The sequence below is a fragment of the Leclercia adecarboxylata genome (assembly GCF_035787115.1).
Classification (GTDB): domain Bacteria; phylum Pseudomonadota; class Gammaproteobacteria; order Enterobacterales; family Enterobacteriaceae; genus Enterobacter; species Enterobacter adecarboxylatus_E.
Window position 1 is genome coordinate 56,133 of the sequence record NZ_JALKTL010000001.1, and the last position, 14,544, is coordinate 70,676.

Below are 14,544 nucleotides of genomic sequence, written 5' to 3' on the forward strand. Positions count from 1 at the left end.
CTTAGTCTTTAAGTTGAGAAGGATATGGAAATCTCGCTCCGGGTGCGCAGGGCCTCGGAGTCAAACCTGTGTTGCGAAATTTTTTTTGACACGCAGTAAGAATAGGTGACATCAATTGAGCGTGCAGAAGAATGTGTGCCTGTGTTTCAGCCCAGGAGGAGAGGGTAAGTTGATTGCGTTGTTTTTTGTAGTCCAAGCGCTGAAACCATTCATCAGGAGTTTGGCGCGCATTATACGCTGAAAGATGCGCAAAAGGAAAATGAAAACAGCGTTTCAAAAATTTTATATGCAGTTTCACAAAGGATTGTTATCAACGCGTTAAGGTTCACAGCAAGGATGTTGCGCCCGGGAAAAAGCTTACGGCAAACGCCCCATTTTTACGCCGTTCACCTCATTGTTGTTTCTCCACTATTGATTGCCATAAATTCGCTTTATCGCGTCTTCCGCCTGCCACGCGGTATATCACTCAAAGTTATAAGATATTCCATTTCATTCATTTAAAAGCTAATAACGCCTGTTTACTATCGTTTGGACATCCATACTGCTAAACCGCCACAGGCGAACGGATTACCAGAAGAATGATTGTACTCAGGAATATTTCGAAGATTTTTGACAACGGAAAAGTGGCGCTGACGGCCGTTGATAACGTAAACCTGGCGATAGAGCAGGGCCAAATTTATGGAATTATTGGCTACAGCGGCGCGGGTAAAAGTACCTTAATCCGCCTGCTTAACGGCCTGGAAAAACCGACCACCGGCAGCGTGACCATTAACGGGCAGGACATCTCTGCGGCAAAAGGCGAAACCCTGCGCCAGGCGCGGCTGAAAATCAGTATGGTGTTTCAGCACTTCAACCTGCTGTGGTCGCGCACGGTAAGCGAGAACATCGCCTTCTCCATGCAGATTGCCGGGGTGCCCAAAGCCAAAATCAAAGCCCGCGTGGCGGAGCTGGTTGAGCTGGTGGGGCTGAAAGGCCGGGAACAGGCGTACCCTTCGCAGCTCAGCGGCGGGCAAAAGCAGCGCGTCGGTATCGCCCGCGCCCTGGCGAATAACCCTGACGTACTGCTCTGCGATGAAGCCACCTCGGCGCTGGACCCGCAGACCACCGATCAGATCCTTGATCTGCTGCTCGACATCAACCGCCGCTTTAAGCTGACCATTGTCCTCATCACCCATGAGATGCACGTGGTGCGCAAAATCTGCGACCGCGTGGCGGTGATGGAAAACGGCAAAGTGGTGGAAGAGGGCGACGTCCTGCAGGTCTTTACCCACCCGCAGCAGCCGATTACGCAACAGTTTGTGCGTCAGGTCAGCCAGTACGCTGAAGAAGAGACCTTTAACACTGAGCTGGCGAACGCACTGGAAGGCACCGTTATCAAGCTGACCTTTACCGGACACAGCACCCACAAACCGGTGGTGGGTGAACTGACGCTGCGCTACGGCCTGCCGTTTAACATTCTGCACGGCAAAATGACGCAAACCGCTCACGGCGTGTTCGGCCAGCTCTGGCTGCACGTGGTGGCAACAGATGAACAACTGAACAATATCCTCGCCGATTTGCAGCACAGTGATATTGAAGGCGAGGTAATTAAACATGGCTGAGAATCTCTTCCCGCACCTGAAATGGGACCAGCTCTGGGCCGCCACCCTGGAAACGCTGTACATGACGGCACTCTCCGGCGTTGCGACCTTTGTTCTTGGCCTGATCCTCGGCCTGGCGCTGTTTTTAACCGCCCGCGGCGGGATGTTCCACAACCGCACGGTCTACAGCGTGATTTCGATTGTGGTGAACGTGTTCCGTTCGATCCCGTTCATCATCCTGATTGTGCTGCTGATCCCCTTCACCAAAACCGTGGTGGGAACCATCCTCGGGGCTAACGCAGCGCTGCCCGCGCTGATTGTTGGTGCCGCGCCGTTCTACGCCCGTCTGGTAGAGATCGCCCTGCGTGAAGTGGACAAAGGGGTGATTGAGGCGACACGCTCAATGGGCGCCCGCCTGAGCACGTTAATTTTTCGGGTTTTACTGCCGGAATCCTCACCTGCTCTGGTCTCAGGGATCACGGTGACGCTGATTGCGCTGGTGAGCTACAGCGCAATGGCGGGGGTAATTGGTGCCGGTGGTCTGGGAAATCTGGCTTATCTGGAAGGATTCCAGCGCAACCATGGTGACGTCACGCTGGTGGCAACGGTGACCATTTTGATCATCGTTTTCATTATCCAGTTCTGCGGCGACATCATTACCTCTCTGTTAGATAAACGTTGAACAAACACACTAATAATACATACACAGGAACCATCATCATGAAAAAGACACTGACGTTGATCGCCGCAGCAACCCTGAGCGCCCTGAGCTTTGCCTCCTGGGCTGACACCCTGACCGTGGGGGCGTCCAACACCCCGCACGCAGAAATCCTGGAGCAGGCGAAGCCGATCCTGGCGAAGCAGGGTATCGATCTGGAGATCAAACCCTTCCAGGACTACATCCTGCCGAACACCGCGCTGGCGGGTCGTGACATCGATGCCAACTACTTCCAGCATATCCCTTACCTGAATAGTGTCCTGAAAGACCACGCCGGGGATAAAGAGTACGATTTCGTCAGCGCCGGTGCGATCCACATCGAGCCGATCGGTATCTACTCCAAAAAATACAAATCGCTGAAAGATCTGCCGGAAGGCGGCAAAATCATCATGCGTGATGCCGTGTCTGAAGAGGGCCGTATCCTCTCTATCTTCGAGAAAGAGGGCGTGATCAAGCTGAAGCCGGGCATCGATAAAGTGACCGCGCGCATCAGCGACATCGTTGAGAACCCGAAAAAGCTGCAGTTTACCCCGAACGTTGAAGCCTCACTGCTGCCGCAGATGTACAACAATGACGAAGGCGCGGCCGTGGTGATCAACGCCAACTACGCCATCGACGCTGGCCTGGATCCGGTTCATGACCCGATTGCGGTAGAGAGTGGTGAAAATAACCCGTACGCCAATATCATCACCGTGCACCGTGGCGATGAGAAGAAGAAAGATATCGTCGCGCTGGTGGACGTGCTGCATTCTAAAGAGATTCAGGACTGGATCCGCACCAAGTATAAAGGCGCAGTGATCCCGGTTAACAACTGATTTATCCGTTTGATCTCAAAGCCCGACGGGTCTCTCGTCGGGCTTTTTTTGTATACAGGCGATGAATCTATTAAGCTGGCATTTTAAGGCAACGGAGTGAAAGTCATGGGCAATGTGACCAAAGACGAAGCGCTGTATCAGGAGATGTGTCGCGTGGTAGGCAAAGTCGTGCTTGAAATGCGGGATTTGGGGCAGGAGCCGAAGCATATCGTCATCGCCGGGGTGCTGCGCACCTCGCTGGCAAACCAGCGGGTGAAACGCAGTGAATTAACTACCCAGGCGATGGAAACCGTGGTTAAAGCGCTGGCCGGTTAGGCTGCCAGCGCCTCTTCCTTACCGCGCAGCAGGTAAGAGATTACGCCGTTAAAAAAGTCGCCGGGTAGTTCTGCACCCGGTTGATCGCCTGGCCCGCCACGGTGATCACCTTCATTCATCGTTAATCAACGCCAGCATCGTCTCCTTCAGCAGCTGATAATGACCACGGTCGTGAAGGCAGGGTGTTGCGCAACGCCTGCGGCAGCAAAACTCACCCCAGCGTTTACGCTGCTGAAAAAAACGTACTGCTTTTGCGTCTGGCGCAAATCCTCTGCCGGATTCGGCATTTCTCAAGGTGCCTGATTGCTGGTTTACTGTCTTCAGGCTGAGAACAAGAGGAACAGGGCAATGGGCAAACTGATAAATACGTTACGGCGGTTTTTTACCGCAAGATCGGAAGAGAACAGCGCGCAGCGTATTATTGAATCTATTTTGCCTGCTGCCAGCCTGTACGGGGTAGACATCGCCAACATCGATCCGGAGTGGTTCCATGAGCAAACGCCACGCTGAACGCCGCCTGGTACGGGAAACCTGGTGGAATGAGGTGTGCAATTTTCATGGCATGACCCGCTATTCTGGACGCTAACCTCCAAAAACCACCGCAAGTTTTGTCCCCGGCTTAGCTTCCTGCTAAGGTCACTGGCGTCCTCTTCCTGCGCCAGTTAAACGAATGAACAGCAAAAAATTTTTACACCGGGGGATCCTGATTTGGCTCATGCTCTGCCTGCCCGGCAGCGTGCTGCTGTATGCCGAACAGATCCGCCGCCAGTTCTGGGAACGCGACCGTGAATTTGCCTCGGCGTTTGCTGAGACTGGCGCGGTCCTGACCCAGAATGAGTCGGTGCTGCCCCTGTTGAATGGCGACGAGGATCTGGCGGCGCTGCGTAAAAAATTTCCACAAATACGCGACCTGCAAAAGACCGTTGGACGCGCACTCGACGCCGCCCGTGTCGAGCCCGTGGCGGGCACGCAGTACTGGCTCTACAACCCGTGGCGACAGATCCGGGTGCTGATCGACCTCGCGCCAGTCATGAACGACTGGCCCGGATTTACCCACATCACCCTGAATCTTAAAGGCGAGCAATCGTCAGCTCCCACAGCGGCCTTCTGGCACTGGCAACGGCAGTTTTCCCAGCATACCCAGCCGTTTATTCTGCAGGCCGAAGCCCGCCCGGCATGGCTGAAAGTGACCCTGCTGCCGTTTTTCCTGCTGTTTATCGGCTGGGGCATCGTGGCGGCGGCAGGCGGTGCGATCCTCTGGCAGCGTAAGCAGCGGCAGAATGCTGACCAGCGCGCCTGGTACTATCAACACGCCCGGCTCAATACCCTGGGGGAGATCACCGCGGGTATCGTGCATGAGATCAACCAGCCTCTGACAGCGGTTCAGACCTGGATTCAGGGGGCGCAGCGACAGCTGCGTCAGGATAATCCGGCGGCGGTGTCGCAGGCGCTGGGTTCGGCGCTGGTGCAAACCCAGCGGATTGCCGAGCTGCTGACCCGCTTTCGTGAACATGTAACTCAGGAGACGGTGGCGCTGGGCGATGTCGATCTGGCCGAGTGCTGGCAGCATGTCGGCAACCTGCTCGAGCATGAGCGTACCGCCAGGCATATTCGTCTCACCCATGATTTTGCCGCCGACGCCCGTACGCTGATCGCTGACCGGCTGTGGCTTGAACAGGTGCTGCATAACCTGCTCAGCAACGCCCTTCAGGCCCAGCAGGATAGCGCGGCGGGCTGGGTGCATATCCGCAGTCATCGCGCAGGCGAACGTGTCCATATTGAGATTGCCGACGGCGGCCCGGGCTTCACTCCGGAAGCGCTCCACAACGCCTTCATGCCCTTTTACAGTGGGCGTCAGGGCGGCACGGGTCTGGGCATGACCTTGACCGAGTCGTTAGTTACCCGCATGAATGGCACGCTCTCTCTGGACAACGCGCCAGAAGGCGGGGCCAGGATCAGATTGCAGTTTGCTTACCCCGGGAGTCAGGTACATGGATAACGTCATCTGGTTAATTGATGATGATGCTTCAGTCAGGGAGTCGCTGGTGTTCCTGTTATCGGGGATGCACTGGCGCGTGGAGCCCTTCGACAGTATTGCTGCGTTTATGGCCGCGCAGGGGGCGGAAAAAGCCCTGACCGGCTGCCTGCTGCTGGACATGCGTATGCCGGGCAAAGGCGGGCTGGCCTGGCTGGAGGAGGGGGAGTGGCCGTGGCCGCTGCTGCCGGTGATCCTGATGACCGGCCACGGGACCATTGATGCCTGCCGACGCGCGTTCCACAACGGTGTCTATGAGTTTTTCACCAAGCCGCTGGACGCCGATAAACTGATCGAATCCATTACCGCCGCCCTCGCCGAGAGCCAGCGTCGGGTGGTGGGATGGCAGGAGGCACAGCGGGTCAGGGCACGATTTGAACAGCTCACCGCCCGGGAACACGAGGTGCTTCTGGCCTTAATGGAAGGCAGCAGTAATAAAGAGGTCGCTGCCCGGCTTCATCTCTCGCCCAGAACCGTGGAAGCACACCGGGCGGCGGTGTTCGTCAAGCTGGGGGTCACAAGCCTGGTGCAGGCCATCCGGGAGTACGACAAATTGCAATCCGTATAACTACCAGGCTCGCTGCGTAGTCAACCGAATAACAATACATCGCCCGCTTCGATACGCTGCATCTGTTCCCACTGACAAGAGGATGTGCGATGAAAAAGTTAATGATGGCGGCAGTGTGTGTAGCAGGGATGGTCAGCGTATCGGCGCATGCACAATCCGTTGCGCAAAAGAGTCTCTCCCTGGCCCAGGCGAACGTTCTGGCCAGCGCGGCGATTCAGGCCTGCATGGCCAAAAATTATCAGGTCAGCGTCACGGTGGTGGATCGCGCCGGGGTGGTCAAAGCGGTACAGCGCACGGATAACGCCGGTCCACACACCCTGAAAGCCAGCGAGATGAAAGCCTTTACCGCGCTCAGCACTAAAAACGCGTCGGGTAAGGTAATGGAGTCCGCCCAGAGCAACGCGGGTGCGCAGAACCTGCGTGATATCCCGGGCCTGCTGCTGCTGGCTGGGGGCTTACCGGTGAAGGAAGGCGATGAGGTGATTGGCGCCATCGGCATTGGCGGCGCGCCGGGTGGTCATCTGGATGAAGCCTGCGCTCAGCAGGCCGTGGATGGCCTGGCGAAATCCTGATGTTAAAAAGCCCCCGATGCGAACATCGGGGGCTTTTTGCATTAGATCTTGCAGGCGTCGCCGCAATCATCGTCCGCCACGATCGCCTGCGCTTTTTTATCTGCATCTTCAAGGCGTTCAGCGTTACGTTCTTCGGCTTCATCCAGCCCGTCAAACACCAGATTGTTGAGATCAATTTCCATCATATACCTGCTTTGTTCGGTTTTTGTTCCAGGTCGTATTATAGAGCAAAACAATGGGACGAGGCACCCCAGCGCACATAAGGATAATCCTTGCCATACTGATGACTCACCCGGGCTCAGGAGGAGAGATGATCGTCTTATGTAAAACCTGCGGCACGTCTTATGACGTTGACCGCGAACCGCAGCACTGCGCCATTTGCGAAGATGAGCGCCAGTACGTACCCGCGACGGGCCAGGCGTGGGTGGATTTTTCCACCCTAATCAGCACGCACACCAACAAATGGCAGCAGCTTGAACCCGGCCTGCTGAGCATTAAAACCGTGCCCGCCTTTGCCATTAACCAGCGCGCTATTTTACTCCAAACCCCGCAAGGTAACGTGCTGTGGGACTGCATCGCCAATCTCGACCCGGCCACCTATACGCTGGTGAACGCGCTCGGGGGGATCGACGCCATCGCCATTTCTCATCCACACTACTACACCACCATGCAGGACTGGGCTGCGGCCTTTAATGCTCCGGTCTACCTGCACGCCTGCGATCGGCAGTGGGTGATGAGACCCAGCCCGGCGCTGCGCTTCTGGGAGGGGGACAGCCTTGAGATCGCACCTGAGGTGACGCTGCACCGGCTGGGCGGCCATTTTGCCGGGGGGACGGTACTGCACTGGAACCGCGATGGCGGCGCTCTGCTGGCCGGGGATATCCTGCAGGTGACCCCGGGAAAAGACGCGGTGTCCTTTATGTGGAGCTACCCGAATATGCTGCCGCTGTCGGCAGAAGAGGTGGCTGACATCGCCGCGCGGCTGGACAATGTCGTCTTCGAACGCCTCTGGGGCGCCTTTGAAGGGCAGAATATTGCCGCCAGTGGGCGCGAGATTGTCATGCGGTCGGTCCAGAAATATATTGCTTGTCTGAACGCGAGACCGGTGGGTAAACTGCAAAAACCGTGATCTTGATCATGCCTGTAACAATCACAAAAAAATGAGACATTGCTATGCAACATATCATTGAAGGTTTTCTCAGCTTTCAAAAAGAAGTTTTTCCGCAACGTAAAGACCTTTTCCGCAGCCTGGCGTCCAGTCAGAATCCCAAAGCGCTGTTTATCTCCTGCTCTGACAGCCGCCTGGTGCCGGAATTAGTCACGCAGCAGGAGCCGGGACAGCTCTTTGTCATTCGCAATGCGGGCAATATCGTGCCCCCTTTCGGGCCTGAGCCGGGCGGCGTTTCGGCCACCATTGAGTACGCGGTCGTGGCGCTGGGCGTCACCGATATCGTGATCTGCGGCCACTCTAACTGCGGCGCGATGAAGGCGATTGCCGATAACGCTAACCTCGAGCCGATGCCGGCCGTTTCTCACTGGCTGCGCTACTCCGATGCGGCGAAAGCGGTGGTGGAGAATAAAACCTGGGACAACGCGACGGACAAAGTCAACGCGATGGTGCAGGAGAACGTCTTCGCTCAGCTGAGCAACATCAAAACCCATCCTTCCGTCGCGGTTGGCCTGCGTAACAACGCCATTCGCCTGCACGGCTGGGTCTACGATATCGAAAGCGGCGATATTCGCGCGCTGGATAAAGAGACCAAAACCTTCGTCTCCCTGTCCGACAACCCTGGCGTTTACTTCGAGTAAACCGCGCTATTCAGGGCGGGTGACCCGCCCTGACATTCCTTATGGCAGCACTTCGAGCTTCAGCCCCGCGCGCTTCGCCGTTTCGGGCAGCAGATCCACCTTCGTGACGTATCCGTCCGGGTCGAGACAGCGATTTGCCGCTCTTGCCTGGTCCAGTATCGCCTGATCCCAGTAAATGCGCTTACGCTGATCGCCTTCGGTGGTCAGAATGCACTCCATCTCGCCATCCAGCGCGCGGTAACGCCGCCAGCTGTTCGCCGGAACAGAAACAACGGAACGTTCAGGCGCAACAATGCTTACCTCTTCGCCTTCCTGATTCCAGGTTACCTCCAGGGTGCCCTTAAAGACCATGATCACCTGTACGTCCGGACACAGGTGGCGTCCCACCACGCAATCGGCGGCCAGGCGCAGCCACTCAACGGAAAAGCCGTGCGGGTTGACGATGGCCGGCGCCGCGTGTTTATCCTGACTGATGCCAAAGCCGATCGCCGGGGCAATCTCGCCGCCGTGGCCGGGCAGGACCGAATCAAGTAACCCCGCCGCCGACCAGCGACGATCCTCTCCGGTCACCGCCCGCTGGCGCATCTCTTCCACAGAGTAGTGACGCAGGGCGGCAATCTCGTCCGCCGCCAGCGGCGTCAGCAGCCCCGCCGGTTCCGGCAGGGTATCGCCCGCATTCACGTCGATGAGCATATTTTCTTTGCTCAGATAGAGGCCATACTCGCTGGCCGCGTGCAGAATCGACGGATGCCAGATAATTCCGCCGGTGTTATTCCCGCCGAGCACCGTATAGACCATGCCGCAGGTCTCTTCTTTGCTGACGTTGGTAAAGCCGCGGAAGATCCAGGTGGGGATGGAAAGGATCGCCGGGGCGCTGAACTCGGCTTCATTTTCACCGTTGGCGCCCCAGCGAAAACGCCAGGTTCCTTCATGGATCAAAAATACCTCGGCGGTGAAGTGCAGATGCAGGTTATTAGTTACCCCTTTCGGCATCGCCGCCGCGCCGATGTTAAAGCCGTGCGGCTCCGGGATATTCACCACCTGGGCGGACGACTGGGTCACGCCGGGGCCAATAAAGGAGTAGTTCTGTTTCAGGTGCGAGCCGGGAAGCTTGCAGTCGATAAACGCAAGATTACAGGACACCATATCATCGGGTGCAACCAGACGGCTTCTGGCCAGTTCCGGGGTAATGTGACGTGCTTTCATGTTCTCTCCTGTTAATAGCCTGATGCGCCGGTAGTGGGGATGGCATTGCCGCGCGCCAGGGCGATGGCTTCGCGTGAAGCGCGACCAAGTTGCATGACGTCGTTCGCCGGGGTGACAAACTGAAAACCTTCGCTGATGCGCCGGGCGGCAGCGTCGCCGGAGGTACAAAAGATCCCCGCGATTTTCTGCTGCTGACGACAGCGGCTGACCACCCGCTCGATAGCGGCCAGCATTTCAGGGTGGCGTGATTCGGCGCTGGCGCTGCCGGTCAGGGTCAGCGACAGATCGTTCGGGCCGATAAACACGCCGTCGAGCCCGTCGGTGGCGAGGATCGCATCGAGGTTCGATAGCCCGTCGCGGGTTTCAATCATCGCCAGGGTCAGGATCTCCTCGTTGGCGTACTGCGGATAATCGGCCCCGCCATACAGCAGTCCGCGGGCCGGGCCAAAGGAGCGGTTGCCCAGCGGCGGATAGCGGCAGGCGGCCACAAAGCGTCGGGCCTCTTCTGGGGTTGAGATCATCGGGCAGATAATGCCGTAGGCGCCTGCATCCAGCATGCGCATGATCTGCGCCGGATCGTTAGCGGATACACGCACCAGCGGTACCGCCGGGGTGGCGGAGAGCGCCTGTAGCATCGACAGCGCGCTGGCAAAATCAATCATGCCGTGCTGCAGATCGACGGTGACCGCATCAAAGCCCTGATGGCCGACGATTTCAGCGCTGTAGCTGGACGGGATCGCCAGCCAGCCGTTAATAATGGCGCTGCCCTCCGGCATTGCTTTGAGTCTGTTCTTACGCATGTAAACACTCCTGGATCCAGTGACGTAGGGGGGGAGCCACCTCATCGGGCGCTTCGAGCAGGGTAAAGTGCCCGGCAGAGGCGAGAGTGACGAGCTTTGCCTGCGGCGCACACTCTGCTACCCGCTGATGGTGAGACGGCGTGCAGAGAGGATCGTGCAGGCCGTTGATAACGGTAATGGGGCAGGCGAGGGCGTACAGCCCCGGGCGATTGTCCCGTCGGGTAATGGCGATTTCGGTCTGCGTCGCCAGGGTCTCAGACCCGCACTCCAGCGCCATCTGGCAGATCAGATCGTGCAGAGCCACATCCTGGTTGCGCGCCGGGGCAACGTACTTCGGCCACAGGCTGGCGGACAGCCAGTTCGCCAGCCCCTGCTGGCGCGCGGCGCGCACCGCCTCGCGCCGGGAAGCGGCATTTTCCGGGGGATCGGCAAGCGGATTGACCGACAGCAGCGCCAGCCCGGCAATGCGCTGCGGCGCGTCGGCGACCATTTGCAACGCCACAATCGCCCCCAGCGAAAAGCCCGCCAGCAGGAAGCGGGGCGGCAGTTCGCTCAGCAACCGCTGCGCAGCCTCCGGTGCCGAGGTAAAATCCGTCAGCGTAATGCACCGCGCATCAGAGACGTTGAGCCTGTCGAGTACCGGTTGCCAGAGGCGCTGGTTACAGAGCGTGCCGCTAATCAGCACCAGCGGCAGGGCGTGATTATTCATAGGTATCCTCAGGTTGCTGTCCAGCCGCCGTCGACCATCAGCGCGCTGCCGGTGATCATCAGTGCGGCGTCGGAGGCCAAAAACACCACCGGCCCCATTACGTCTTGCAGGGTGCCGGTGCGTCCGAGCTTGATGTTCTCCAGCACGTAGCGGTGAAAGGCTGGATCGGCCAGCGAGGGGGCGGAAAGCGCCGTCTCAATAAAGGTCGGGCAAAGGGTGTTGACCCTGATCCCGTCCCCGCCAAGCTCCAGCGCCATGGATTTAGTTAACCCCTCCAGGGCAAATTTCGACGCACAGTAGACGCTGCGCTGCGGGCCGCCGACGTGCCCCATCTGCGAGGAGATATGAATGATTGAGCCCGCTATTTTCTGCTCGCGCATCCGCGCCGCCACCCGCTGGCTGACAAAAAAGGTGGCCCGCAGGTTGATCGCCATCACCGCGTCAAAGTTGGTTTCGCTGACCGCCAGAAACGGCTCGTGACGCGCCAGACCGGCGCTGTTCACCAGAATGTCGAACGCGGGCAGGTGTTCTGTTACGGCTTCAACCTGTGCGACATCGGTGATATCCAGCGCCACCGGGTGTAACACCAGCCCGCGCCCGGCGGCGAGCGTTGCCGCCGCGTCGAGCGCCTCACGATCCCGGGCGGCGATCCACACCTGCGCGCCACTCTGGGCCAGGGCAACAGCGCAGGCGAACCCCAGCCCGCGGGAGCCACCGGTCACCAGGGCACGCTTTCCGTGCAGGGAGAAGGAGGGCATCTCGGGAAAGGTCATGGCTTATACCTTCTCTCTGACCGGTGCCGGGGTGGCGTAAGGCACCTCCACCTGGCCGTAACGGCGCACGCGGATATTGGCCTGTTCGGCATGGCCGGCAAAGCCTTCCAGCAGGGACAGGCGTGAGCAGTAGCTGCCGATCTCGGCGGTGGCCTCATCGCTGAGCACTTTTTGCCAGGTGCAGGTTTTCATGAACTTGCCGACCCACAGGCCGCCGGTGTAACGCGCCGCTTTTTGCGTCGGCAGGGTGTGGTTGGTGCCGATCACCTTATCGCCATAGGCGACGTTGGTGCGCGGGCCGAGGAACAGGGCGCCAAAGTTGGTCATATTGGCCAGGAACCAGTCGTCGCGGTTGGTCATTACCTGCACATGCTCCGAGGCGATACGGTCGGCTTCGGCAAGCATCTCATCGTAGCTGTCGCAGACGATGATCTCCCCGTAATCGTGCCACGCCTGACGGGCGATGTCGGCGGTAGGCAGTTTTTCCAGCAGGCGCTCCACCTCCCGCAGCGTCTCTTTTGCCAGCGTCATCGAGTTGGTCAACAGAATGGCGGGGGTGGTGACGCCGTGTTCGGCCTGTCCCAGCAGGTCGGTGGCACACATTTCAGCATCGACGGTGTCGTCGGCAATCACCAGTGTCTCGGTCGGGCCGGCAAAGAGATCAATCCCGACCCGGCCAAAAAGCTGACGTTTTGCCTCCGCCACAAAGGCGTTGCCAGGGCCGACCAGCATATCCACCGGGGCCAGCGAATCGGTGCCCAGCGCCATCGCGCCGATAGCCTGAATGCCCCCCAGCGCGTAAATCTCCGTTGCCCCGGCCATTTTTTGTGCCGCGACGATGGCCGGGGCAGGCTCGCCACCGAACGGCGGGGCACAGCTCACGATACGGGAGCAGCCCGCCACGTTGGCGGTAATAATCGACATATGCGCCGATGCCAGCAGCGGATATTTCCCGCCCGGGACATAACAGCCCACCGCGTTAATGGGAATATTTTTATGCCCGAGAATGACCCCGGGGCGGGTTTCAATTTCCAGGTCGCGCAGGCACTCTTTTTGGGCGCGGGCAAAATTAAAGACCTGCGCCTGGGCAAATTCAATGTCGTGAATATCCTGGCGGCTTAATTTATTCATGCAGGCGTTAATTTCCGCATCCGTCAGGCGATAATCCTGACGATCATAGCGGTCGAACTTAACGGATAATTCGCGAATGGCTTTATTCCCGCGTTTTTCAATATCCGCCAGAATAAGTTCCACCGTTTCTCTTATCTGGCGCTGCGCATCCTGACGTTCCTGGACCGGTTTACTGGTTTTCAACATATAAGCCACAATATCTTCCTCATATATTTAAGATGACGACTATCCTCCCGGCGGGCCGGGATAACTGTACTGGTAAAAAGAATTACTGGTCGCGCGCGGGGGCGAGTGGGCCGTTAATAGATAATTCCGCAGACGGAGGCATTTTACGGTTATTCACCCAGCGCACGGAGAGCGGGGTTGCCATCGCCGCAATAACCGACAGGCCAGCAATAAACAGATAGCCGGACGAGAGGTTAATGTGCTGCATCATTACCCCCATAATCACCGGCCCGGCAAACATGCCGCAGGAGTAAATGGTCTGGAACAGCCCCATGCGCGTGGACTGCTCATCGGAGGTGGTATTGACCACGCTGAGGGACATAAACGCGGCGAACGCCATCCCGAAGGAGAACCCCGCCAGCGCCTGCATGATGTAGATCAGATACAGGCTGGTGGTGAAGGGAATGCCCAGGGTGGAGATCACCTGCAGCACAATACCCAGCACCGCGGTTTTGACCAGACCCAGACGCTGATAAAAGACGCTGCTGCACAGGGCAATGGCCAGGGCGTAGAAGATCAGGTGGATATTACTCAGCAGGGTTAAGATCCCGGCGCGGGCGCCAAGCTGCTCGGCATAGATAGGCGTGAGCGTGTCGCGGGTGGCAAAGGGCACCAGAATAACGACGGTGGCGAGTATGCCAATCAGCCACACCGAACGGTCGGCCAGCTGCAGGCGGGCCCCGGCGATACAGGCTTTCAGCGTCGGGGCTTTCACCGGGTCGTGCACGTCGCGAATGCGGGTGGTGAGGAACAGCGCCACCAGCGCCGACACGCAGGAGACGAAAAATGCGATGTTGTTCGCAAAATAGTGAATCAACAGGCCGCCGATGCAGTTGCCGAGAAACACCCCCAGCGGCCCGGCCAGCGCCAGAAAGGCCACGGCGGCCGGGGCATCTTTGCGGTCAAAGTAGCGAATAAACAGAATGTTGTAGAGCACCCAGGTGGCGGCGGTGACGCCGTCAGCGGCTTTGGCCAGATAGAGGGTGATGGCGTTAGGCTCCAGCCAGGCCAGTGGCCAGGCGATAATCGGCAGCACCAGCGCGACCTGAATAAAGATTTTTCGACTCTTCACCACATCGGAAACAATCCCCAGCGGAAAGCGGATCAGCAGGGTGGCGAGACCGCTGGCCCCCATGATGATCCCCATCACCTGCGGCTCCATCCCCTGATTGATCATCATCGGGGCCAGAAATGCATCAATGCTGTGAATACAGATAAAAAACAACACGCTGATGATAAAAAACAGCCGGGCTTCGGGTCGGCGTAACAGTGCTCGAAACATGGTCGT

At 58.2% G+C, this 14,544-nt stretch carries 19 protein-coding genes; 10 read left to right on the forward strand and 9 right to left on the reverse strand.

Features of this window, described 5'->3' with window-relative positions:
* Window position 1: 1 nt before the first annotated feature.
* Window positions 2-298, reverse strand: a complete 297-nt coding sequence (locus MXM41_RS22770; RefSeq protein ID WP_418936755.1) for a hypothetical protein — start codon at window positions 296-298, stop codon at window positions 2-4.
* 280 nt (window positions 299-578) lie between these two features.
* Between MXM41_RS22770 and MXM41_RS00275 the strand changes: the two genes are divergently transcribed.
* From MXM41_RS00275 to fumD, 4 genes are all read left to right on the forward strand, one after another.
* Window positions 579-1,601 carry a methionine ABC transporter ATP-binding protein gene (locus tag MXM41_RS00275; RefSeq protein WP_325929210.1) on the forward strand — a complete coding sequence of 341 codons (1,023 nt, stop codon included), beginning with the start codon at window positions 579-581 and terminating at the stop codon, window positions 1,599-1,601.
* Window positions 1,594-2,262 carry a methionine ABC transporter permease gene (locus tag MXM41_RS00280; protein ID WP_130588973.1) on the forward strand — a complete coding sequence of 223 codons (669 nt, stop codon included), beginning with the start codon at window positions 1,594-1,596 and terminating at the stop codon, window positions 2,260-2,262. Before MXM41_RS00275 ends, MXM41_RS00280 begins: the two co-directional genes overlap by 8 nt.
* Window positions 2,263-2,300: 38 nt before the next feature.
* A complete protein-coding gene (locus MXM41_RS00285; RefSeq protein WP_039029111.1) occupies window positions 2,301-3,113 on the forward strand; it encodes a MetQ/NlpA family ABC transporter substrate-binding protein in 813 nt (270 codons plus the stop codon).
* Between the two features lie 105 nt (window positions 3,114-3,218).
* Window positions 3,219-3,428: a fumarate hydratase FumD gene (fumD, locus tag MXM41_RS00290; RefSeq protein ID WP_032617775.1), complete on the forward strand. Its 210-nt coding sequence runs from the start codon at window positions 3,219-3,221 to the stop codon at window positions 3,426-3,428.
* Here the strand turns inward: fumD and MXM41_RS00295 are convergent.
* Window positions 3,425-3,547 carry a hypothetical protein gene (locus MXM41_RS00295; protein WP_325929216.1) on the reverse strand — a complete coding sequence of 41 codons (123 nt, stop codon included), beginning with the start codon at window positions 3,545-3,547 and terminating at the stop codon, window positions 3,425-3,427. The two genes, fumD and MXM41_RS00295, sit on opposite strands and share 4 nt — an antisense overlap.
* Before the next feature lie 229 nt (window positions 3,548-3,776).
* Between MXM41_RS00295 and MXM41_RS00300 the strand changes: the two genes are divergently transcribed.
* The 4 genes from MXM41_RS00300 (at window position 3,777) to MXM41_RS00315 (ending at window position 6,603) form a co-directional block, all read left to right on the forward strand.
* On the forward strand, window positions 3,777-3,938 hold the full coding sequence (locus MXM41_RS00300) for a hypothetical protein (RefSeq protein WP_325929217.1): 162 nt from the start codon (window positions 3,777-3,779) through the stop codon (window positions 3,936-3,938).
* A 160-nt stretch (window positions 3,939-4,098) separates the two neighbouring features.
* On the forward strand, window positions 4,099-5,427 hold the full coding sequence (locus MXM41_RS00305) for a sensor histidine kinase (protein ID WP_325929218.1): 1,329 nt from the start codon (window positions 4,099-4,101) through the stop codon (window positions 5,425-5,427).
* Window positions 5,420-6,031, forward strand: a complete 612-nt coding sequence (locus MXM41_RS00310; RefSeq protein WP_325929219.1) for a response regulator transcription factor — start codon at window positions 5,420-5,422, stop codon at window positions 6,029-6,031. Before MXM41_RS00305 ends, MXM41_RS00310 begins: the two co-directional genes overlap by 8 nt.
* An 89-nt stretch (window positions 6,032-6,120) precedes the next feature.
* On the forward strand, window positions 6,121-6,603 hold the full coding sequence (locus MXM41_RS00315) for a heme-binding protein (protein ID WP_325929220.1): 483 nt from the start codon (window positions 6,121-6,123) through the stop codon (window positions 6,601-6,603).
* 41 nt (window positions 6,604-6,644) lie between these two features.
* Here MXM41_RS00315 and MXM41_RS00320 read toward each other — a convergent pair whose 3' ends face one another.
* Window positions 6,645-6,785 (reverse strand): hypothetical protein, encoded by a 141-nt coding sequence (locus tag MXM41_RS00320; RefSeq protein ID WP_032617828.1) that lies wholly within the window; start codon window positions 6,783-6,785, stop codon window positions 6,645-6,647.
* A 128-nt stretch (window positions 6,786-6,913) separates the two neighbouring features.
* Between MXM41_RS00320 and MXM41_RS00325 the strand changes: the two genes are divergently transcribed.
* Together MXM41_RS00325 and MXM41_RS00330 are read left to right on the forward strand one after the other, a co-directional pair.
* Window positions 6,914-7,732 carry an MBL fold metallo-hydrolase gene (locus tag MXM41_RS00325; RefSeq protein WP_325929221.1) on the forward strand — a complete coding sequence of 273 codons (819 nt, stop codon included), beginning with the start codon at window positions 6,914-6,916 and terminating at the stop codon, window positions 7,730-7,732.
* Between the two features lie 44 nt (window positions 7,733-7,776).
* The gene (locus tag MXM41_RS00330) at window positions 7,777-8,412 is read left to right on the forward strand and encodes a carbonic anhydrase (RefSeq protein WP_325929222.1); all 636 of its coding nucleotides are present in this window, start codon (window positions 7,777-7,779) and stop codon (window positions 8,410-8,412) included.
* A gap of 39 nt (window positions 8,413-8,451) precedes the next feature.
* Here the strand turns inward: MXM41_RS00330 and MXM41_RS00335 are convergent, their stop codons facing one another.
* The 6 genes from MXM41_RS00335 to MXM41_RS00360 form a co-directional block, all read right to left on the reverse strand.
* Window positions 8,452-9,618: a cupin gene (locus MXM41_RS00335; protein ID WP_325929223.1), complete on the reverse strand. Its 1,167-nt coding sequence runs from the start codon at window positions 9,616-9,618 to the stop codon at window positions 8,452-8,454.
* A gap of 11 nt (window positions 9,619-9,629) precedes the next feature.
* Window positions 9,630-10,418 carry an HpcH/HpaI aldolase family protein gene (locus MXM41_RS00340; protein ID WP_325929224.1) on the reverse strand — a complete coding sequence of 263 codons (789 nt, stop codon included), beginning with the start codon at window positions 10,416-10,418 and terminating at the stop codon, window positions 9,630-9,632.
* The gene (locus tag MXM41_RS00345; protein WP_325929226.1) at window positions 10,411-11,127 is read right to left on the reverse strand and encodes an alpha/beta hydrolase; all 717 of its coding nucleotides are present in this window, start codon (window positions 11,125-11,127) and stop codon (window positions 10,411-10,413) included. The genes MXM41_RS00340 and MXM41_RS00345 overlap by 8 nt, the downstream gene beginning before the upstream one ends.
* 8 nt (window positions 11,128-11,135) lie before the next feature.
* Entirely contained in the window at window positions 11,136-11,900 is a 765-nt protein-coding gene (locus MXM41_RS00350) for an SDR family NAD(P)-dependent oxidoreductase (protein WP_325929227.1), read from the reverse strand.
* A 3-nt stretch (window positions 11,901-11,903) separates the two neighbouring features.
* Window positions 11,904-13,226 (reverse strand): histidinol dehydrogenase, encoded by a 1,323-nt coding sequence (hisD, locus tag MXM41_RS00355; protein WP_325929228.1) that lies wholly within the window; start codon window positions 13,224-13,226, stop codon window positions 11,904-11,906.
* A 73-nt stretch (window positions 13,227-13,299) separates the two neighbouring features.
* Window positions 13,300-14,538: an MFS transporter gene (locus MXM41_RS00360; RefSeq protein ID WP_325929229.1), complete on the reverse strand. Its 1,239-nt coding sequence runs from the start codon at window positions 14,536-14,538 to the stop codon at window positions 13,300-13,302.
* Window positions 14,539-14,544: the final 6 nt, after the last annotated feature.